Below are 19425 nucleotides of genomic sequence, written 5' to 3' on the forward strand. Positions count from 1 at the left end.
GCCGGCGCTGCCGGACAGCGGTTGTCCTCCCTTGAGACAGCCTCGGCGAAATGCGCCGAGGCTCTTTTCCTGTTGGACGAACCCGGAATTTGTAAGCGTACCCGGTTCATATGGAAAGCAGGTGCCACAAGTTGGAAAGACTGATCGAGGCTTTCGCTGCCGATCCCGATGTCCGGTTGGTAATGGACGGCATCGGCAGCGGCATGCGCGAACAGATGATATCCGGCCTGGCGGGCTCGTCCCGGCAGGTTATGCTTGCTGCGATCCGGCGCGGGCTGAAGCGCCCGATGCTGATCGTCACGCACAATATGTTTGCCGCCCAGAAGGCCGCGGAAGATCTGCAGGAATGTCTGTCCGGGGACGAGGTGCTGCTCTACCCGGCGAACGAGCTTGTCGCCGCGGAAGCGGCCATCTCGAGTCCGGAGACGATGGCGCAGCGGATGGACGTGCTCATCCGGCTGACCCAGGGATTCCGCGGCATTGTTGTCGTGCCGTACAGCGGCCTGCGGCGCTTCCAGCCGGCCCGCGCCTATCTGGCGGAGGCGCGCATTCCGCTTGCGGTCGGCGAGAAGCTGCCGATGGAGGCGTTCCTGCGCCGCATGGTCGAGCTCGGCTACGAGCGGACGGACCGCGTCGAGCGCAAGGGCGAAATGAGCGTCCGCGGCGGCATCGTCGACTTCTACCCGCTGACGAGCGAGACGGCCATCCGTGTCGAATGGTTCGATGACGAGATCGATTCGATCCGCACGTTCGATCCGTCCGACCAGCGGTCGATCGACAAGATGCAGTCGTTCGTCGTCACGCCCTGCCGGGAAATCGTCGCGGACGAGCAGCGCATGAAGAATGCGGCGCAGCATGCGTTCGAGCTGCTCGAGGCGCAGCTTCAGAAGATGACCGACAGGCAGGCGAAGTCGCGGCTTGAGGAAGCGATCGGCGAGGAGATCGAGAAGCTGCGGCAGCACGTCTATTTTCCCGAGATTTACAAATATATCGCCCTGCTCTTCCCGGAGCGGGAGACGCTTCATGATTACATGCCGCAGGACACGATTCTCGTGCTCGACGAGCCGACGCGGCTGATCGAGACGTCGAAGCAGCTGGAGCGGGACGAGGCGGAATGGACGACGGCGCTCCTGTCGAACGGCAAGACGCTGCCGGGCTTCGTCACCGGCCTGGAGGCGGAAGCCTCGCTGTTCAGGCAGCCGTTCCAGACGCTCTATCTGCAGCTGTTCCTGCGGCAGGTGCCGCATACGCAGCCGCAGAACATCGTCAACATCGTCACCCGTGCGATGCAGAATTTCCACGGCCAGATGAACGTGCTGAAGGCGGAGACGGAACGCTGGCGCAAGGCGGGCTCGACGATCATGATGCTCGCGGGCAGCGCCGAGCGGATGGCGCGGATGGAGCGGGTGCTGCGCGACTACGGCATCGAGCCGCCGATGCTCATCCAGGGGAACCTGCAGAGCGGGTTCGAGCTGCCTTCCGTGCGGCTGGTCGTCATCACCGAAGGCGAGATGTTCTCGCAGAAGCAGCGGAAGGCGCGGCGGGTCGAGCGGAAGATCGACAATGCCGAGCGGATCAAGAGCTACACCGAGCTGAAAGTCGGCGACTACGTCGTTCACCAGAACCACGGCATCGGCAAATATATCGGCATCGGCACGCTCGAGATCGGCGGCGTGCACAAGGACTACCTTCACATTCTGTATGCGGGCGGCGACAAGCTGTCCGTGCCGATCGACCAGATCGACCTGATCCAGAAATATGTCGGCAGCGAGGACAAGGAGCCGAAGATTTACAAGCTCGGCGGCAACGAATGGAACCGGGTGAAGAACAAGGTCCGTTCGTCCGTCAAGGACATTGCGGAAGATCTGGTGCGGCTGTATGCCGAGCGCCAGTCGACGCCGGGGCATGCGTTCCAGAAGGATACGCCGTACCAGCAGGAGTTCGAGGCGATGTTCCCTTACGAGGAGACGCCCGACCAATTGCGCGCCATCGAGGAGATCAAGCGCGACATGGAATCGCCGCGGCCGATGGACCGGCTGCTCTGCGGCGATGTCGGCTACGGCAAGACGGAGGTGGCGATCCGCGCCGCGTTCAAGGCCGCCATCGAAGGCAAGCAGGTGGCGGTGCTCGTGCCGACGACGATTCTTGCCCAGCAGCATTACGAGACGTTCCGCGAGCGGTTCGCGGGCTATCCGTTCAACGTGCAGGTGCTCAGCCGTTTCCGCTCGCGCAAGGATCAGACGGAGACGATCAAGGGTCTCAAGGCCGGAACGGTCGACATCGTCATCGGCACGCACCGGCTGCTCTCGAAGGACGTCGTTTTCAAGGATCTCGGGCTTCTGATTGTCGACGAGGAGCAGCGCTTCGGTGTCACCCACAAGGAGAAACTGAAACGGCTGAAGACGAACGTCGACGTGCTGACGCTCACCGCGACGCCGATTCCGCGGACGCTCCACATGTCGATGCTCGGCGTCCGCGATCTGTCGCTGATCGAGACGCCGCCCGAGAACCGTTTTCCCGTGCAGACCTATGTCGTCGAATACAGCCCGTCGCTCGTGCGGGAAGCGATCGAGCGCGAACTTGCGCGGGGCGGGCAGGTTTACTACCTGTACAATCGCGTGCAGGGCATCTACCAGATGGCCGAGCAGATCTCGGCGCTCGTACCGGACGCCCGCGTCGCCGTCGGCCACGGCCAGATGTCCGAACAGGAACTCGAGAAGACGATCCTCGATTTCCTCGACGGCGAGTTCGACGTGCTCGTGAGCACCAGCATCATCGAGACGGGCGTCGACATTCCGAACGTGAACACGCTCATCGTCCATGACGCCGACAAGATGGGGCTGTCGCAGCTCTATCAGCTGCGCGGACGGGTCGGCCGCTCGAACCGGATCGCCTATGCCTATTTCACCTACCGGCGCGACAAGGTGCTGAACGAGGCGGCCGAGAAACGGCTGCAATCGATCCGCGAGTTCACCGAGCTCGGCTCCGGGTTCAAGATCGCGATGCGGGACCTCGCGATCCGCGGCGCCGGCAACCTGCTCGGCGCGGAACAGCACGGCTTCATCGCCTCCGTCGGGTTCGACATGTATTCGCAGATGCTCGCGGAAGAAATCGCGAAGCGCAAGGCATCGCTGCTCGGACAGCCGGAGCCGGAGGTCCGGGAAGTGAATACGGCGATCGACCTTGCCATGGATGCGTATCTGCCGTCGGACTACATTTACGACAGCATGCAGAAGATCGAGATCTACAGGAAAGTCGCGGTCATCCGGGAGCCGGAGGAGACCGACGACTTGCGCGAAGAACTGGTCGACCGGTTCGGCGACCTGCCGGAAGCGGTCGAGAATCTGCTCGCGGTCGCCCGGCTGAAAGCGTACGGGCGCAGATGCGGCATTGAACAGATCACGCAGCGCGGTGACGATTTTATCCTGAAATTCGCACCGGCCGAAGCGGAGCGCATGGACAAGAAGCAGATCGACAGACTCTGCTTCAAGTTCGAGAACCGGTTCAGCCGGCAGACGGTGCAGCAAGGGTCGCAGCCGACCCTCCTGATGCGCGGCCAGGGACTTGCGGACGGCGCCAAATTGGCGATGTTGGAGCAATTTCTGATACAATATGAAGAAGCGCTCAAACCGAAAGGAGAACTACAAGATGTGGCTCAATAGACGGAACGCGATCAGGCGTCTTGCCGCGCTTGCCCTGACTTGCGCGCTCGCGGGAACGCTGGCCGCCTGCGGCGGCAAGGATGACGGCGGCGTGCCCGGCGAGGGCAAGGGCGATCCGGTCGCGACCTACCAGGGCAAGACCGTAACGGATACCGAATTCAACAAGTATCTCTCGCTGCTCGAACTGACGTCGCCGATGGAGGCGATGTATATCGAGTACATTCCGGGATACAAAGAGCAGGTTCTCGAGCGGTACATCATCTACAAGGAATACGCCGCCAAGGCGACCTCCGACGATGTGAAGCAGGCCGAAGAGTCCGCCGCTACGTTCCGGGGACAGCTTGACGAGGTGCTCAAGGACGAGGCGCAGAAGGAAAGCATTAAACAAATTCTAGACAAGTCGGGCCTGACGAGCAAGGAAGCGGAACGGCTGCTGAAGATGCTCATTTCGGGCGAATTGGCCATCGACAAGAAATTTCAGGAGATCAAGAATGCCGTAACGGAAGACGAGATCCGGGCGGAATTCGACAAGGCTCCGTCCGACTACAACATCGTCACCGTGCGCCACATTCTGGTCGCGACCACCGATTCGGCGACGGGCGAAGAGAAGCGGACGGAGGAAGAAGCGCTCGCGCGCGCGAAGGAAGCGCGGGCGAAGCTGATCGCGGGCGGCAGCTGGGATGAGCTGGCGAAGGAATATTCCGACGATCCGGGTTCGAAGGACAACGGCGGACTGTACGCGGACGCGAAGGCGGGCGACTGGGTCGAAGAGTTCAAGCAGGCGGCCAACACCCAGCCGATCGGCGTCATCGGCGAGCCGGTGCTCACGAGCTACGGATACCATGTCATCAAGGTCGAGAAGCGTGAAGAAATGACGTTCGACAAGCTGCCCCAGGACAAGAAGGACGCGATCCGCGAGTCGCTTGCGGCTCCGAAGTTGAATGAAGAGATGGAGAAGGAACTCGAAGCACTCGGGATCGAGATCAGCCTGCCGCAGGAAGAGACGCCGGCCGAAGACGGAAGCGGCGAAGAGCCGCAAGGCGAAGCGGGCGGCGATGGCGAAGCCCCGCAAGATGATGCAGGCGGCGAAAACGGCGGCGACGCCGGGGGCGAAACGGCGCAGTAAGGCGCGCAAAGCGGACAAGCAGACCATGAAAATAACAAAAAGGTATCGTCAGGGCTCCGTGAAGTGCGGAGTCCGTTTTTTTTACGCAGCTTGCCCAGTGATCTTTTTTACTTTTTTCGCCCGGATTTTGGTGTAAGATGGATGCTGACCTTTTGCGGAGCCGGTGCGGTTCGGCCTGGAGGAACGGGAAATGAACGAAACAGGGGAGGTATTGATGATGAACGTGTTGGAAGCCATCGAAACGCGGCGGGAAATCACGTCGTTCGGGCAGAGATAAGCGGGGAGATCCCGATGAATCTGCAGCATTTGAAATACATCGTCGAGGTGGCCAAGGCGGGCTCCATCTCGCTGGCCGCCGAAAACCTGTTCATGAACCAGCCGAACCTGAGCAAGGCGATCCGGGAAGTCGAAGCGGAAGTCGGCACGGATATTTTCCGGCGGACGCCGCGGGGCATCGTGCCGACGGAGCAGGGGGAAGCCGTCATCGAATACGCCCGGCGGATCATCCGGGAAGTCGAGGAAATGAAATCTTTCTGCCGCGAGGACCGGCGCAACAAGATTTCCTTCAGCCTGCGCGCGCCGCGGTCGGGCTACATTTCCCAGGCGTTCGCGCGGTTTGTCGTCCGCCTCGACAAGACGAAGGAGCTGGACATTCAGTTCCGCGAATCGAGTTCCCTCAACACGATCAAGCGGGTGGAGGAAGGCGACTACAACCTGGGCATCGTCCGCTGCCTGAAAAGCCAGGAACGCTATCTCCAGCAACTGCTCGGCCGCCGGCTGAAGCGTGAATTGGTGTGGGAGTTCGAGGGCCGCGTGCTGATATCGCGCACCAATCCGCTGGCGTCGAAGGATACGGTCACCGCGGGGGAACTGGAAGCCGGCACGGAAATTTTGTACGGCGACCTGAGGGCGGCTTCCCTTGCCCGGGAAGACCGCCGGCCGGAGGAAGAGCGGATCGTGATCAGCAAGCGGCGGGTGTTTGTCTCCGAGCGGGGTAGCCAGATCGAATTGCTGCACCAGGACCCGTCCAGCTACATGTGGTTTTCGCCCATGCCGGACGATCTGCTGAGAAGGTACGGGCTCGTGCAGATCCGCTGCAAAGCGTCTTCCCCCGTCTTCCGCGATGTGCTCATTTACCGGGAGGACCGGAAACTGTCGGAAGCCGATCGCCTCTTTCTTGAGGAGCTGTATCGGGTGCGGGACGATCTCGACCGCCGCATGCGGGACGGGACGCGAACGCCGGGTTGAGGCGGCTCCGGTCCACGACGCCGCCCATGGCGGCTTCGACGGAACCGGAGACGCCCCGTTCCGCTGCGGCTGCGCGGTCACTCACCTCCTTCCCGGCGGACGATTCCGGCGCAGGCGTCTTTTGCCGGTCTGCCGGCGGCCGCGCGTTCGGCCGCGCCGGCCGCATGCCCCCCGGCTGCCCGGTTTGCCGCACCTTCATGCGTGCCGTAGTAGGCGTTCAGGTACAGCTGTTTCAGTTCGGCGAAGAGGGGGTAGCGCGGGTTCGTGCCCGTGCATTGGTCGTCGAAGGCCTGCTCGGCCAGGTCGTCCAGCTTTTCCAGGAATTCTTCCTCGTCGATGCCGTAGTCGCGGATCGTTTTCTTGATGCCGAGTTTTTCCTTCAGCTCCTCGATTTTGCGGATCAGGCTTTCCAGCTTCTCTTCGTCGGTGGCGCCCGGCAGGTTCAAAAATTCCGCGATTTCGGCGTAGCGCCTGAGCGTGCGCGGATGGTCGTATTGCGGGAACGTCCCCATCTTGGTTGGCGCCTCGGCGGCGTTGTAGCGCATCACTTCGGTGATGAGGAGCGCGTTCGCAATGCCGTGGGGCAGACGGAACGCCGCGCCGAGCTTGTGGGCCAGCGAATGGCAGATGCCGAGGAAGGCGTTGGCGAACGCCATGCCGGCGATGGTGGCGGCGTCGGCCATTTTCTCCCGGGCGGCCGGATCGCCGGCGCCCTTCTCGTACGCGCGGGGCAGGTAGTCGAAGATCAGCTTGATCGCCCTGAGCGCCAGGCCGTCGGTGTAGTCGGTCGCCATCATGGAGACGTACGCTTCCAGCGAGTGGGTGAGGGCGTCGATGCCGGAAGCGGTTGTCAGGCCTTTCGGCATGTGCATCATCAGATCCGCGTCGACGATGGCCATGTGGGGCATCAGCTCGTAGTCCGCCAGCGGATATTTGATGCCCGTCTTCTCGTCGGTGATGACGGCAAACGGCGTCACTTCCGAACCGGTGCCCGCCGTCGTCGGAACGGCGACGAATGCGGCTTTCCGGCCCATCAGCGGAAACCGGTACACCCGCTTGCGGATGTCCATGAACCGCATCGCCATGTCCATGAAGTCGGCGTCCGGATGCTCGTACAGCACCCACATGATTTTCGCCGCGTCCATCGGCGAACCGCCGCCGACGGCGATGATGACGTCCGGTTCGAAGGCGGCCATTTGTCTTGCGCCTTCCTGCGCGCAGGCCAGTGTCGGGTCGGGCTCGACCTCGAAGAAGGTGGCGTGGGCGATGCCGAGTTCATCCAGTTTGTCGGTGACCGGTTTCGTCAGACCGTTTTTGTAAAGGAAATGGTCGGTGACGATGAACGCCCGCTTTTTCCCCATGACGGTCTTCAGTTCGTCAAGGGCGACGGGAAGACATCCCCGTTTGATGTACACTTTCTGCGGCGCCCGGAACCAGAGCATGTTTTCTCTCCTTTCGGCGACGGTTTTGATGTTGAGCAGATGCTTGACCCCGACGTTCTCGCTGACGGAGTTGCCGCCCCAGGAACCGCAGCCGAGGGTGAGGGAGGGCGCCAGCCTGAAGTTGTACAGGTCTCCGATGCCGCCTTGGGACGACGGCGTGTTGACCAGGATGCGGTACGTCTTCATGCGGGCGGTGAAGGCGTCCAGTTTGTCCCGCGCGCCGACCGGGTCGAGATAGATCGCCGCGGTGTGGCCCATGCCGCCGTCGGCGACAAGCCGCTCCGCTTTGTCCAGGGCGTCGGCGAAATCCTTCGCGCGGTACATGGCGAGGACGGGCGACAGTTTCTCTCGGGCGAACTCCTCGGACGGATCGGTGCGCTCCACTTCGCCGATCAGGATTTTGGCCGCTTCCGGCGCCTTCACGCCGGCTATTTCGGCGATCCGGTGCGCCGGCTGTCCGACGATTCCGGCGTTGAGGACGCCGTTGATGAAGAGTGTTTTGCGCACCTTCTCCGTTTCGTCCGGATCCAGGAAGCAGCAGCCGCGGTCGGCAAATTCTTTTTTCACCCTGTCATAAATGCCGTCCAGCACGATGACCGCCTGCTCCGAAGCGCAAATCATGCCGTTGTCGAACGTTTTGGAATGGATGATGGAGTTCACGGCGAGCCTGATGTCGGCGCTGTCGTCGATGACGGCCGGCGTGTTGCCCGCGCCGACGCCGACGGCGGGCTTGCCGCTGGAATAGGCCGCCTTCACCATGCCCGGGCCGCCGGTGGCAAGGATGAGATCCGCTTCCTTCATGAGCAGGTTGGTCAGTTCCAGCGAAGGGGCGTCGATCCAGTCGATGATGCCTTCCGGGGCGCCCGCTTCCACCGCCGCGTCCAGCACGATTTTCGCGGCCGCGATGGTGCAGTTTTTCGCCCGGGGGTGCGGGCTGACGAGGATGCCGTTGCGCGTCTTCAGCGCCAACAGGCATTTGAAGATGGCCGTCGACGTCGGGTTGGTCGTCGGGATGACCGCGGCGACGATGCCGACGGGTTCGGCGATCTTTTTGATGCCGTAGGCGGGATCTTCCTCCAGGACGCCGCACGTTTTCACGTCGCGGTAGGCGTTGTAGATGTATTCGGAAGCGTAATGGTTCTTGATGACTTTGTCTTCGACGACGCCCATTCCCGTCTCATCCGCGGCCATTTTCGCCAGCGGGATGCGCGCCTTGTTGGCCGCGGTGGCGGCGGCGAGGAAGATGTGGTCCACCTGCTCCTGCGTGTAGGAGGCAAAAAGGGCCTGCGCCTTTCTCAGCCGGCCAAGCGCCCGTTCCAGCTTTTCCGCGCTGTCGACGGGTTCCCGGTGCAAAACGGTTTCCGCCATGGTTCTCTCCTCCTTTTTTTCAGGGGAATTTTTTTGCGGAGTAACTTTGTGAAAATTGTAACATACTTTGCCGAACCCGCAGTAGATGCAAAAAAGGCATATCGATATATGCGGATCGACATGCCTGACGAATAATTCGAACTATTCGTTCATTTTATGTGAGTTCATGATCTGGCTGCCGCGGGTGTCTGAAGCGCGTGGGAGGGGGAGCCATGCACCGACCGCGCCCATTCGATATATGCTGTAGCAGACCAGGCGACACAGGGAAAGGAGCGCGGACCATGAAGCAGCAGACGCCGGCGGAACAATGGGATGCCTTTGAGAAAGCGATGCTGGAGGCGTTCCCGTTTCTGCCCAAAGACTTCACCCGCGCCGGCATCGTCGACTCCTCCTGGCTTTCGGACGTCGTGCAGAACTCGATCAACCGGTTTATTGATCAGGAGATGAAGTCGAAGTTTCCGAATTCCGTTTTCGGCAGCGCGCTGAACTACGATACGTTCGAGACGCATCGCAGCGTCATCGTGCGCCTGCGGCTGCCGGAGGATCTCAATCCCCGCGAGCTGGAGATGTCGATCAGCTGCCACAAGGTGCGGATCAAGCTGCCGTCCGGGGTGAAGCAGGAAATTCCGCTGCCGAAAGCCGTAAGCCCGAGGAAGGCCCGGACGACGTTCAAGGGCGGCATTCTGGAGCTTCGCCTGCCCAAGACCAGGGAGCCGTTCTATCCGCTCTATGTGGGCGGGTAAAGACGGCGCGCAGAAGGAAAAGCGGCCGGCCGGGATTGAAGCCCGGCCGGCCGCTTGCGTCTCCGCTCCCTCTGAACTAGTAGAGGAAAGGCCGGGAGACGATGACCAGCAGAATGAACAGGACCAGAATGACGCCGGCCGACGTGTACCAGAAACCCGTTTTGCCCGCGTAGCTCATCGGATGACCTCCTTCCTGATGAACTGCACTACTAACGTATGCGGTCTGTGGCCTGATGTATTGTGCGGATGTCCCGGTAACAACTGTTCCGCGTCATCTTTCATACCCGACGATCAACTCGCCGCCGAACGGCTCCAGGATGGAGCGGCAGACGGCGATCAGCGGCGCGGGATCGTCGTGCGCGTTCAGCGCTTCCAGGGCGCTGCTCAGCTTCGCGGCATACTCGGGCGAGAATTCGCGCAGACACCGGTACAGATGCTTGCCTTCGCCGATCCACCGGCGCCCCGTCCGGAGCAGAAATTCGGCGGCGAGCAGCACGAGGCGGCTCGCGATGAACCGCCGCTCGTCCCGGCAGCGGGACCGCAGCAGGTCGGCCGCCGTTTCCGAGAGGCGGTTCCGCGCGTCGTCGATCTCATCGGGAGACCAGGGCAACGGCCCGAACGTGAGATCGGCGCGCGCTTCCTCCACGATCTGCAGCCCCCGCTCGGTGCGGCGGATCACCGTCCCTTCGGCGATCATGCGCTGCAGGGACGGATTGGCTTCCTGCATGCCCGCGTCGAAGATTTCCCGGTAGTCCGAATCGGTCAGAATGAAGCAGTCGACGATCCAGCCGCGGAAGCGGACGACTCTGCGGAACAGTTCGCTTTCTCCTCGCTCCACGACGACGATGTCGAGGTCGGAATCCGGGCCGTGCGTCCGGCGCGCCGCGCTCCCGCCGAGAACGGCAAGCAGGCAGCCGGGATGCGCGGCGGCAACATACTGTGCAGCGGCTTCAAACGGAGACGGGCGCATGGTTGATCTCCTCCCGGGGCTTACCACTTGGTGAAAAACGGATGAAGCAGCCAGCTCATGTCGTCCAGATGGTTCTTGTACAGCACCTTGTTCTCCGTGTAGGGCGAATGGATGAGCCCGGCTTTCTTGAAGGTCGTCTCCGAGCCGCATTTCGAGCAGAACGCGTCCCGGGGGCCGCAGATATGTCCGCACGGATCGTTCAGCAGATCACCCGGGTCGGTGCAGCGGTTCACGACCGGCGCGCCGCACCTGGTGCAATAATGGCTTCCCTCCTCGAAAACGGCCCCGCACCGGAGGCAGGTTTTGTTATCCGCCATCCGTCCCGGCCCCGCTTTCGTTCGTCAGGTTCTCCAGCGAGACGGCCTCTCCGCCGTTCACGATCTTATCCAGCGACTTGGAATCGGTAAGCGCCGTAAGGCCGACGTGCAGCGTTCCGGACAGCTCGCTGACGACCAGTTCCTGCACTTTGTAATTGATCGCTTCGATGCGGATCGGCCTCACCTGGCCGGCCTCCGTCTTCAGCGCACGGAGCTCGTCCTCGGCCTGCCGGAGCCGGTCCTCCAGCTCCCGAAGCTGGTTCTCCAGAAGACGCACGCACGCTTCCAGCGTTCGAATTTGATCCTCTGAAGTCGTGTTCATGGCGCATTGTCGCTCCTTTGCATCGGTTCATGCTGCGGCCCGCCGGGTTCGGCGGTTCCTTCCGCGCCGGTGCCGCCGCCCGCGTCCTCCGGACCGGGCTGCACCGTAACCGTCGAACGGTTGTTGCACAGAATCGTCTTCCCCACATTGAAGGAGCCGACGTTCGTGATGACGTTGATCTTGATGATGCCGATATTGATTTGCATGCCGCGCACCGCCCGTCAAGTGTTGACCTGGTCCTGCAGATCGGGATCGGTTACATTGCTCAGAATGCGGTTCAAGCTCAGGCTGCCGTCTCCGATCAGCACGGTGCTGCCGTTGAATTTCTGGTCGACGGTCATTCCTCTGTGCAGCGTGTTGCCGAAATTGATCGAACCGTTGTGGGACACGCTGGTGATTTTCAGATTGAAAATGTTGTTAACGGTGGGCATTTATCACCCCTCCAGTCATTTCATCATATGGCCCGGAGGCGCGAACGTTACCGCTCTTTCCTGTTGCCGGCTTGAGACGCGGTCTCGGACGGACACCCCTTTTAACATTACATTATTGAGTAATATAATCTAACATAAAGATTGATTAAAAGTGGTTATGGCGATAATATGTTATATATATTGACATGGAAAAATGGTGTAACTATAATTGGATTTACGAACGTTAACCAGATGAAGAGAAACAACGTTCGGAAATATGACATATCAGGGAGTGGGAAGATGAGAAATCGGAAGAGGATCTGGCTTTCGACGATGATGCTGGTGCTTGCCTTCACGCTGGTGCTGGCAGGCTGCGGCGGAGGCGGCGGAAACGCGGGATCCGGAGGAAGCTCGGCGTCCGGTTCCGGCGGCGGTTCTTCGAACGAATCGGCCGAGGGCGGGGAATCCTCCGGCGAGAGCGGAGACGCCGACGCGGGCGAGATCAAGGTCGGCATCCTGCATTCGCTCAGCGGCACGATGGCGATCAGCGAAGTGTCCGTCAAGGACGCGGAACTGCTCGCGATCGAAGAGATCAACGCGAAGGGCGGCGTTCTCGGCAAGAAGATCGTGCCGATCATTGAAGACGGCGCGTCCGACTGGCCGACGTTCGCCGAGAAAGCGCGCAAGCTGATCTCGGAAGACAAGGTCGCGACGGTGTTCGGCGGCTGGACTTCGGCAAGCCGCAAGGCGATGCTGCCGGTATTCGAAGAGCTGAACGGTCTGCTCTGGTACCCCGTGCAATACGAGGGACTGGAAGCTTCGCCGAACATCTTCTACACCGGCGCGACGACGAACCAGCAAATCGTGCCGTCGGTCACGTGGCTGCTGGAGAACCGCGGCAAGAAGTTCTTCCTGCTCGGCTCCGATTACGTATTCCCGCGCACGGCGAACAAGATCATCAAGGCGCAGCTTAAGGCCGAAGGCGGCGAAGTCGTCGGCGAAGAATACACGCCGCTCGGCCATACCGACTACAGCACGATCATCAGCAAAATCAAACAGGCGAACCCCGACGTCGTCTACAACACGCTGAACGGCGACAGCAACGTGGCGTTCTTCAAGCAGCTGAAGGATGCCGGCATCACGGCGCAGGATCTGACGACGCTGTCCGTATCGATCGCCGAGGAAGAGATCCGCGGCATCGGCGCCGACGTGCTGGAAGGCCATCTGGCGGCATGGAACTACTATCAGACGACGGACACGCCGGAAAACAAGGCATTCGTCGAAGCTTACAAGGCGAAGTACGGTCAAGACCGCGTCACCGCCGACCCGATCGAAGCGGGCTACATCGCGGTGTACCTGTGGGCTGCCGCCGTCGAGAAGGCCGGCACGACGGACGTCGACGCCGTCCGGGAAGCGGCGAAGGGCATCGAGTGGAGCGCGCCGGAAGGCAAAGTGACGATCGACGGCGACAACCAGCACATCTACAAGACGGTCCGCATCGGCGAAGTGCAGGCGGACGGCATGTTCAAGGAACTGTGGGCGACGGACGGACCCGTGAAACCCGATCCGTACCTGACCGGATACGAATGGGCGGCCGGTCTGGCCGAAGAATGATCGCGGGCTGCAGCCCGGAAGGGGGCGTCCGGTTTTCCCGGACGCTTCCTTTTCCCGACAGCCGGATTCCTGACAGCCGGAGGGGATAACCATGGAAGTGATGCTGCTTCAATTGTTTAACGGCATCAGCGTCAGCTCGATCCTGCTGCTCATCGCGCTCGGACTTGCGGTCACCTTCGGACTGATGAACGTCATCAACATGGCGCATGGCGAGATGATCATGATCGGCGCGTACGCGGCGTTTGTCACGCAGAACATCTTCCGTGCGGCGCTGCCCGGCGAGATGTTCGACTGGTACTTCGCGCTGGCCATCCCGGTCAGCTTTCTTGTTTGCTTCCTGTTCGGACTGCTCCTGGAGTCGTCGCTGATCCGCTTTCTCTACGGCCGCCCGCTGGACAGCCTGCTGGCGACCTGGGGAGTGGGTCTCGCGCTGCAGCAAGTTGCCCGCTCGATCTTCGGCGCGCCGAACGTTGCGGTGACGAGTCCAGGCTGGCTGAACGGCGGATGGACGATAATGGAAGGCGTCGTGCTGCCGTACAAGCGGCTGTTCATCGTCGCGCTGGTCGCCGTCGTGCTGCTCCTCATGTACGTTTACATCTACCGCACGGCGGAAGGACGGCGGATGCGGGCGGTCATGCAGAACCGCGACATGGCGGCCTGCCTCGGCATATCGACCCGGCGCGTCGACGCGCTCACCTTCGCGGTCGGTTCCGGCATCGCCGGCATCGCCGGATGCGCGCTCACGCTGATCGGCCCGATCGGTCCGTCGATCGGCACCTATTATATCGTCGACGCGTTCATGGTCGTCGTACTCGGCGGCGTCGGCAAGCTGATCGGCACCGTGCTCGGCGCGCTCGGCATCGGCATGGCGAACACGCTGTTCGAATTCTGGACGACCGCATCGCTCGGCAAGGTGCTCGTCTTCCTGGCCGTCGTGCTGTTCCTGCAATGGAAACCCCGGGGGATCATCGCCGTGCGGACGCGTTCGCTCGATTCCTGATGCGGGCACAAAACCGGAAACGAGAGGTGAAGCGTCATGCCTTTTGCCTATTGGACGCCCCGGCGCATCTGGCTGCTCGTCGGATACGCGGCGGCAGTGTCCGCGCTGCTGTGCGCGCCGCTGGTTCTGAATGACTTCCGCCTGAACCTGCTGGCGAAGTTCCTCGCGCTCGCCATTGCGGCGCTCGGCCTCGACCTGATCTGGGGATATACCGGCATCCTCAGCCTCGGTCACGGCGTCTTCTTCGGTCTCGGCGCCTACGCGATGGCGATGCATCTGAAGCTTGCGGCTTCCGGCGGCAAGCTGCCGGATTTCATGAGCTGGAGTGGGCTGACGAAGCTGCCGTGGTTCTGGCGGCCGTTCGAATCTCCGGCCTTCGCGATTCTGGCCGGGGTGCTGCTGCCGGTCGCGCTGGCCCTGCTGCTCGGCTGGTTCACGTTCCGCAACCGGATCAAGGGCGTCTATTTCACGATTCTGACGCAGGCGCTGGTGATCATCACGACGACGCTGTTCGTCGGCCAGCAGGCATACACGGGCGGGACGAACGGCATCACCGGGTACAGCAGGCTGTTCGGATTCAAACTCGCCGATCCGCAGACGAAGGTGTGGCTGTACCTGCTGACGGCCGTCGTACTCTTTGCCGCATTCGCCCTCTGCCGGTATCTGACGGGGAGCCGGTTCGGGTGCGTGCTGCGCGCGATCCGGGACGGGGAGAACCGGGCGCGGTTCATCGGCTACAACCCGGCTCTGTACCAGATGACCGCGTTCTGCGTTTCTGCCGGATTGGCGGGCCTGGCGGGCATGCTGTTCGTGCTGCATGTCGGCATCATTTCCCCGTCGATGATGGGCATTGTGCCGTCCATCGAGATGGTGCTGTGGGTGGCGATCGGCGGCCGCGGCACGCTTATCGGCGCGGTGCTCGGCGCCGTCCTGATGAACGGAGCGAAGAGCGTGCTCAGCGAATCGTATCCCGAATTGTGGACGCTGCTGATCGGGCTGCTGTTCGTCGCGGTTGTCGTATTCATGCCGCGCGGGCTGGCCGGCATTGCCGGTTTGCCGGCGGCGCTGCGAAGAAGGAGGGAGAGAAGCGATGAGAGCGATGGAATTGGAAGCAAGGACGGACTTGGAAATGCGGCCGGCGCAGAAGCCGGGGGCACGGAAGGCGTCCGACATTCTGCGGTGTGAGGCGGTCGTCGTCGATTTCGACGGATTCAAAGCGCTGCAGGGAATGAATTTTACGCTCCGGCAGGGTGAGTTGCGCTTCCTGATCGGGCCGAACGGCGCGGGCAAGACGACATTGCTCGATGTCATCTGCGGCAAGGTGAAGCCGGCGTCCGGCCGCGTCCTGTTCCGGGGCGAAATCGATCTGACGCGGAAGCGGGAGCACCAGATCGCGGAGCTCGGCATCGGGCGGAAATTCCAGGCGCCGTCGATCTTCCCGTCGCTCACGGTGCGCGAGCATCTCGGGATCGCGATGCGCCAGAACAGGGGCGTGTTCGCGACGCTGACGGCGAGGATGAGGTCGGAAGACGAGGACCGCATGGCGGCGCAGCTGAAGATGATCGGGCTGGAAGCGAAAGCCGGCCGCCTGGCCGGCAGTCTCTCCCACGGCGAGAAGCAGTGGCTGGAGATCGGCATGATGCTCATGCAGGAGCCGGATGTGCTGCTGCTCGACGAGCCGGCGGCGGGCATGACCGACCGGGAGACGGAGAAGACGGGCATCCTGCTGCGCGAGATTGCGCGCAGGCAGTCGGTCATCGTCGTCGAGCACGACATGGAGTTCGTGCGGAATTTCGCGAGCGCAGTCACCGTCATGCACGAAGGCCGGCTGCTGGCGGAAGGGTCCGTGGACGAGGTGCAGAACGACGAGCGCGTGATGGAAGTTTACCTCGGACGGAGGCGGGATGCCGATGCTGACCGTTCGACAGCTTGAGACGGGTTACGGCGGCACCGTCATCCTGCGCGGCGTGTCACTGGATGTGAAGCCGGGGCAGGTCGTCTGCCTGCTCGGCCGCAACGGCGTCGGCAAGACGACGCTCATGCGGGGCATCATGGGCGTGCTGAAGGCGCGCAAGGGCAGCATCCGGTTCAAGGACGAGGAGCTCGCCGGCCGCCCGCCGGGCGTCCGCGCCCGGCGCGGCATCGGCTACGTGCCGCAGGGGCGGGAAATCTTCCCCTTGCTCTCGGTGTACGACAATCTGCTGCTCGGTCTGGAGGCCGCCGGCGGACGGCTCAAGACGATTCCGGAGGAAGCGTTCGCGCGCTTCCCGGCGCTGCCCTCGCTCTACGGGCGGCGCGGAGGCGACCTGAGCGGCGGCCAGCAGCAGCAGCTCGCCTTCGCGCGGGCGCTTGCGCCGCAGCCGGATCTGCTGCTGCTCGATGAGCCGTGCGAAGGGATCCAGCCGTCGATCGTCGAGGAGATCCGCGCCGTCATCCGCGACATCAAGCGCGAAGGCCGGATGGCGATTCTGCTGGCGGAGCAGGACCTCGAGTTCGTGCGCAGCGTCGGCGACTACTTCTACATGATGGACCGGGGCATGATCGTCTGGCAGGGAGAAGCGGCGGAGCTTACCGAGGACGTCGTGCAGCGGCATTTGGCGGTATAAAAGAAGTCCGCGCAATGAGAAACTGACAGGGAGGAATGACTTACATGCATATACCGGACGGATATTTGAGCATGGAAGTGTGGACGGCAACGACGGTTGCCGGAGCGGCGGCCGCGGGCTATGCGCTGCGCAGGACCCGGACGGCGCTCGCGCAGCCGCAGGTGCCGGCGGCCGCCCTTGCCGGGGCGTTCATCTTCGCGGCGCAGATGCTGAACTTCCCGATTGCCGGCGGGACATCGGGGCATTTCCTCGGCAGCGCGCTTGCGGCCATGCTGTTCGGACCGTGGGCGGCCACCGTCATCATGTCGGCCGTGCTGATCGTCCAGGCGGTCCTGTTCCATGACGGGGGCATCACCGCGCTCGGGGCCAACATCCTGTGCACCGCAATCATCGGTTCGTTCGCCGGTTACGGCGTCTATCAGGCCGGCTTGAGGCTGCTCAAGGGCAGGCTGCAGGCCGCCGCGTCGTTCGCCGCGGCGTGGGTGTCCATCGTTGCGGCCTCCTGCGGCGTCGCGCTGCTGCTGGCTCTGTCCGGCGCCGCGCCGCTCGGCGCCGCGCTGCCGGCGATGCTCGGCTGGCATGCGCTCATCGGCATCGGCGAAGGGCTGATCACGATGGCTGCGGCAGCCTATTTGACGGAGCGCGGGACTTCCCTGGCGCGGGAAGGTGCGTTCGCATGAACGGAAGGCGCCCGGAATACAAGGTAACGGGCAGCCGGCGCAAATGGGCGGTGCTGGCCGTCCTCACGCTGGCTGCGGCGGGCCTCGCCTCCCCGTGGGCTTCGGGCCATCCCGACGGTCTGGAGCGCGTCGCCGAAGATCTCGGTTTCCTCGGGCGGGAGGCCGCCGTCCATTCGCTGTCGCCGATGCCCGGCTACGAGGTCGCCGGCATTCCGTGGGAAGCCGTCCGGACGGGGCTGGCCGGCCTCATCGGCGCCGTCGTCATGGCGGTCCTGCTGTGGACCGCGCTGCGCGCGCTGGCGGGTAAGCGTCGGTAGGCTTGAAGGTCGGATTGGCCGACAGGCGCAGCGTGCATACCACGTTACAGCGGCTCGCGAGGCCTCTCCGAAGAGGCTGTAACGTGCATACCACGTTACAGCGGCTCGCGTGGCCTCTCCGACGAAGCTGTAACGTGCATACCACGTTACAGCGGCTCGCGAGGCCCCTCCGACGAGGCTGTAACGTGCATACCACGTTACAACGGCTCGCGTGGCCCCTCCGACGAGGCTGTAACGTGCATACCACGTTACAACGGCTCGCGTGGCCCCTCTGACGAGGCTGTAACGTGCATACCACGTTACAGCGGCTCGCGTGGCCCCTCCGACGAGGCTGTAACGTGCATACCACGTTACAGCGGCTCGCGAGGCCTCTCCGACGAGGCTGTAACGTGCATACCACGTTACAGCGGCTCGCGAGGCCTCTCCGACGAGGCTGTAACGTGCATACCACGTTACAGCGGTTCGCGTGGCCCCTCTGACGAGGCTGTAACGTGCATACCACGTTACAGCGGCTCGCGAGGCCCCTCCGACGAGGCTGTAACGTGCATACCACGTTACAGCGGTTCGCGTGGCCGCGCTGCTGCAGCTCGCATGCCGCATAACAGAATCACGGGACCCGGCCCCGACCGGCCGGTCAGGCGCGCACGGCCTGGCCGGCCTTTTTCGTGCCGGAACATCCGGCGGAAATCGACGGGCGGCTGCCCCCAGCGCCGAACGATTGGCGGATTCAGGACGATTCGGGCAAGCGCATAAGGTTCTGGGAGCAGTTGAATACTATGGTCAGATCGCTTCTGGCTCATGGTGCCGCAAATGGCCGCGCGTCGGCCTGGCAGGCGGTGTAACATATGCCAGGGTCTCTCGTCCCGATTGTCTCCGCAGCCTTCTGTCGAATCCAAATCTAGAGCGAAAGTGGGGCATCCAGACATGAAAGCAACAGGTATCGTCCGCCGGATCGATGACCTCGGCCGTGTCGTGATTCCGAAGGAAATCCGCCGCACGCTGAGAATACGCGAAGGCGACCCGCTGGAGATCTTCGTCGACCGCGACGGCGAAGTCATCCTGAAGAAATATTCCCCGATCGGGGAACTTGGCGACTTCGCCAAGGAATATGCCGAATCGCTGTATGAGAGCACGGGACATATCGCTTTGATCTGCGACCGCGATACGATTATCGCCGTGGCCGGCGCCTCGAAGAAAGAATTTCTGGACAAACCGGTCGGCTCGCTGCTTGAGCAGAGCATGGAGAACCGCAAGCCCGTTCTCGAGCCGAACGGCGGCCGTTTCGAGCTGGTCAAGGACACGGAAGACCAGTTCAGCTCCCTGGCGGCCGCACCGATCATCGCCGGCGGCGACCCGATCGGAGCCGTCGTGCTTGTCAGCAAGGACGAAGGCGTGAAGATGGGACAGATGGAAGCGAAAATGGCGGAGACAGCCGCCGGTTTCCTGGCAAAACAGATGGAGCAATAAGCGACAAACTTTCCTGGACAACAAGCTTCCCCAAGCGGCAACCGGCGCAAGGGGGAGCTTTTATTGTGCGACCGGAGAGGCAATTCCGGCGCGGATGGGTTATAATGGTGATCGGCGGCCTGCGGGCCGCTTC

At 62.5% G+C, this 19425-nt stretch carries 20 protein-coding genes; 12 read left to right on the top strand and 8 right to left on the bottom strand.

The features are described 5' to 3' along the window. Positions 1-110 precede the first annotated feature (110 nt). Entirely contained in the window at positions 111-3662 is a 3552-nt protein-coding gene (mfd, locus tag C6W55_RS02205; RefSeq protein WP_286891229.1) for a transcription-repair coupling factor, read from the top strand. Next, positions 3649-4788: a peptidylprolyl isomerase gene (locus tag C6W55_RS02210; RefSeq protein ID WP_286891230.1), complete on the top strand. Its 1140-nt coding sequence runs from the start codon at positions 3649-3651 to the stop codon at positions 4786-4788. Before mfd ends, C6W55_RS02210 begins: the two co-directional genes overlap by 14 nt. A gap of 81 nt (positions 4789-4869) precedes the next feature. Here C6W55_RS02210 and C6W55_RS02215 read toward each other — a convergent pair whose 3' ends face one another. Then, positions 4870-5094: a hypothetical protein gene (locus tag C6W55_RS02215; RefSeq protein WP_213485899.1), complete on the bottom strand. Its 225-nt coding sequence runs from the start codon at positions 5092-5094 to the stop codon at positions 4870-4872. Here C6W55_RS02215 and C6W55_RS02220 point away from each other — a divergent pair. Further along, a complete protein-coding gene (locus C6W55_RS02220) occupies positions 5080-6036 on the top strand; it encodes a LysR family transcriptional regulator (protein WP_286891233.1) in 957 nt (318 codons plus the stop codon). The two genes, C6W55_RS02215 and C6W55_RS02220, sit on opposite strands and share 15 nt — an antisense overlap. A gap of 77 nt (positions 6037-6113) precedes the next feature. Here the strand turns inward: C6W55_RS02220 and adhE are convergent, their stop codons facing one another. Then, positions 6114-8846: a bifunctional acetaldehyde-CoA/alcohol dehydrogenase gene (adhE, locus tag C6W55_RS02225; protein ID WP_286891234.1), complete on the bottom strand. Its 2733-nt coding sequence runs from the start codon at positions 8844-8846 to the stop codon at positions 6114-6116. Positions 8847-9127: 281 nt separating this feature from the next. On the opposite strand from adhE, the gene C6W55_RS02230 reads away from it, so the two are divergent. After that, entirely contained in the window at positions 9128-9589 is a 462-nt protein-coding gene (locus tag C6W55_RS02230) for an Hsp20/alpha crystallin family protein (RefSeq protein WP_213485885.1), read from the top strand. A 76-nt stretch (positions 9590-9665) separates the two neighbouring features. Here C6W55_RS02230 and C6W55_RS02235 read toward each other — a convergent pair whose 3' ends face one another. The 6 genes from C6W55_RS02235 to C6W55_RS02260 form a co-directional block, all read right to left on the bottom strand. Further along, positions 9666-9767, bottom strand: coding sequence for a YjcZ family sporulation protein (locus C6W55_RS02235; protein WP_213484856.1), 102 nt, complete (start codon positions 9765-9767; stop codon positions 9666-9668). Between the two features lie 93 nt (positions 9768-9860). Then, positions 9861-10559 (bottom strand): nucleotidyltransferase domain-containing protein, encoded by a 699-nt coding sequence (locus tag C6W55_RS02240; protein WP_286891237.1) that lies wholly within the window; start codon positions 10557-10559, stop codon positions 9861-9863. A 20-nt stretch (positions 10560-10579) separates the two neighbouring features. Further along, positions 10580-10876: a hypothetical protein gene (locus tag C6W55_RS02245; RefSeq protein WP_015256450.1), complete on the bottom strand. Its 297-nt coding sequence runs from the start codon at positions 10874-10876 to the stop codon at positions 10580-10582. Next, complete coding sequence (gene gerPC, locus C6W55_RS02250) at positions 10866-11198, bottom strand: spore germination protein GerPC (RefSeq protein WP_213484857.1); 333 nt, start codon at positions 11196-11198, stop codon at positions 10866-10868. Before gerPC ends, C6W55_RS02245 begins: the two co-directional genes overlap by 11 nt. Next, entirely contained in the window at positions 11195-11404 is a 210-nt protein-coding gene (locus C6W55_RS02255; RefSeq protein WP_286891241.1) for a hypothetical protein, read from the bottom strand. The genes gerPC and C6W55_RS02255 overlap by 4 nt, the downstream gene beginning before the upstream one ends. A 15-nt stretch (positions 11405-11419) precedes the next feature. Next, positions 11420-11629, bottom strand: coding sequence for a spore germination protein (locus C6W55_RS02260; RefSeq protein WP_286891243.1), 210 nt, complete (start codon positions 11627-11629; stop codon positions 11420-11422). Between the two features lie 279 nt (positions 11630-11908). On the opposite strand from C6W55_RS02260, the gene urtA reads away from it, so the two are divergent. The 8 genes from urtA to spoVT all read left to right on the top strand — a co-directional run bounded on the left by urtA (position 11909) and on the right by spoVT (position 19292). Then, the gene (urtA, locus tag C6W55_RS02265) at positions 11909-13222 is read left to right on the top strand and encodes an urea ABC transporter substrate-binding protein (RefSeq protein ID WP_286891245.1); all 1314 of its coding nucleotides are present in this window, start codon (positions 11909-11911) and stop codon (positions 13220-13222) included. A gap of 91 nt (positions 13223-13313) precedes the next feature. Further along, positions 13314-14222, top strand: a complete 909-nt coding sequence (gene urtB, locus C6W55_RS02270) for an urea ABC transporter permease subunit UrtB (RefSeq protein WP_015256445.1) — start codon at positions 13314-13316, stop codon at positions 14220-14222. 36 nt (positions 14223-14258) lie between these two features. Then, positions 14259-15407 (top strand): urea ABC transporter permease subunit UrtC, encoded by a 1149-nt coding sequence (urtC, locus tag C6W55_RS02275; RefSeq protein ID WP_286891247.1) that lies wholly within the window; start codon positions 14259-14261, stop codon positions 15405-15407. Further along, positions 15352-16155 (top strand): urea ABC transporter ATP-binding protein UrtD, encoded by an 804-nt coding sequence (urtD, locus tag C6W55_RS02280; protein WP_286891248.1) that lies wholly within the window; start codon positions 15352-15354, stop codon positions 16153-16155. The genes urtC and urtD overlap by 56 nt, the downstream gene beginning before the upstream one ends. Continuing rightward, on the top strand, positions 16133-16828 hold the full coding sequence (urtE, locus tag C6W55_RS02285; RefSeq protein WP_015256442.1) for an urea ABC transporter ATP-binding subunit UrtE: 696 nt from the start codon (positions 16133-16135) through the stop codon (positions 16826-16828). The genes urtD and urtE overlap by 23 nt, the downstream gene beginning before the upstream one ends. Before the next feature lie 44 nt (positions 16829-16872). Next, positions 16873-17508 carry an energy-coupling factor ABC transporter permease gene (locus tag C6W55_RS02290; protein ID WP_286891250.1) on the top strand — a complete coding sequence of 212 codons (636 nt, stop codon included), beginning with the start codon at positions 16873-16875 and terminating at the stop codon, positions 17506-17508. Continuing rightward, on the top strand, positions 17505-17825 hold the full coding sequence (locus C6W55_RS02295) for a PDGLE domain-containing protein (RefSeq protein WP_286891251.1): 321 nt from the start codon (positions 17505-17507) through the stop codon (positions 17823-17825). The genes C6W55_RS02290 and C6W55_RS02295 overlap by 4 nt, the downstream gene beginning before the upstream one ends. A gap of 924 nt (positions 17826-18749) precedes the next feature. Next, entirely contained in the window at positions 18750-19292 is a 543-nt protein-coding gene (spoVT, locus tag C6W55_RS02300; protein WP_015256439.1) for a stage V sporulation protein T, read from the top strand. Positions 19293-19425: the final 133 nt, after the last annotated feature.

Origin of the sequence: Thermobacillus sp., from assembly GCF_003390775.1 — a bacterium.
In the GTDB taxonomy this organism is placed as follows: Bacteria; Bacillota; Bacilli; order Paenibacillales; family Paenibacillaceae; genus Thermobacillus; species Thermobacillus xylanilyticus.

What these genes read in the sequence shown, in the direction of transcription:
- mfd (WP_286891229.1), top strand. Translation starts at nt 111, where the DNA reads ATGGAAAGCAGGTGCCACAAGTTGGAAAGACTGATCGAGGCTTTCGCT.
- C6W55_RS02210 (WP_286891230.1), top strand. Translation starts at nt 3,649, where the DNA reads ATGTGGCTCAATAGACGGAACGCGATCAGGCGTCTTGCCGCGCTTGCC.
- C6W55_RS02220 (WP_286891233.1), top strand. Translation starts at nt 5,080, where the DNA reads ATGAATCTGCAGCATTTGAAATACATCGTCGAGGTGGCCAAGGCGGGC.
- C6W55_RS02215 (WP_213485899.1), bottom strand. Translation starts at nt 5,094, where the DNA reads ATGCTGCAGATTCATCGGGATCTCCCCGCTTATCTCTGCCCGAACGAC.
- adhE (WP_286891234.1), bottom strand. Translation starts at nt 8,846, where the DNA reads ATGGCGGAAACCGTTTTGCACCGGGAACCCGTCGACAGCGCGGAAAAG.
- C6W55_RS02230 (WP_213485885.1), top strand. Translation starts at nt 9,128, where the DNA reads ATGAAGCAGCAGACGCCGGCGGAACAATGGGATGCCTTTGAGAAAGCG.
- C6W55_RS02235 (WP_213484856.1), bottom strand. Translation starts at nt 9,767, where the DNA reads ATGAGCTACGCGGGCAAAACGGGTTTCTGGTACACGTCGGCCGGCGTC.
- C6W55_RS02240 (WP_286891237.1), bottom strand. Translation starts at nt 10,559, where the DNA reads ATGCGCCCGTCTCCGTTTGAAGCCGCTGCACAGTATGTTGCCGCCGCG.
- C6W55_RS02245 (WP_015256450.1), bottom strand. Translation starts at nt 10,876, where the DNA reads ATGGCGGATAACAAAACCTGCCTCCGGTGCGGGGCCGTTTTCGAGGAG.
- gerPC (WP_213484857.1), bottom strand. Translation starts at nt 11,198, where the DNA reads ATGAACACGACTTCAGAGGATCAAATTCGAACGCTGGAAGCGTGCGTG.
- C6W55_RS02255 (WP_286891241.1), bottom strand. Translation starts at nt 11,404, where the DNA reads ATGCAAATCAATATCGGCATCATCAAGATCAACGTCATCACGAACGTC.
- C6W55_RS02260 (WP_286891243.1), bottom strand. Translation starts at nt 11,629, where the DNA reads ATGCCCACCGTTAACAACATTTTCAATCTGAAAATCACCAGCGTGTCC.
- urtA (WP_286891245.1), top strand. Translation starts at nt 11,909, where the DNA reads ATGAGAAATCGGAAGAGGATCTGGCTTTCGACGATGATGCTGGTGCTT.
- urtB (WP_015256445.1), top strand. Translation starts at nt 13,314, where the DNA reads ATGGAAGTGATGCTGCTTCAATTGTTTAACGGCATCAGCGTCAGCTCG.
- urtC (WP_286891247.1), top strand. Translation starts at nt 14,259, where the DNA reads ATGCCTTTTGCCTATTGGACGCCCCGGCGCATCTGGCTGCTCGTCGGA.
- urtD (WP_286891248.1), top strand. Translation starts at nt 15,352, where the DNA reads ATGCGGCCGGCGCAGAAGCCGGGGGCACGGAAGGCGTCCGACATTCTG.
- urtE (WP_015256442.1), top strand. Translation starts at nt 16,133, where the DNA reads ATGCTGACCGTTCGACAGCTTGAGACGGGTTACGGCGGCACCGTCATC.
- C6W55_RS02290 (WP_286891250.1), top strand. Translation starts at nt 16,873, where the DNA reads ATGCATATACCGGACGGATATTTGAGCATGGAAGTGTGGACGGCAACG.
- C6W55_RS02295 (WP_286891251.1), top strand. Translation starts at nt 17,505, where the DNA reads ATGAACGGAAGGCGCCCGGAATACAAGGTAACGGGCAGCCGGCGCAAA.
- spoVT (WP_015256439.1), top strand. Translation starts at nt 18,750, where the DNA reads ATGAAAGCAACAGGTATCGTCCGCCGGATCGATGACCTCGGCCGTGTC.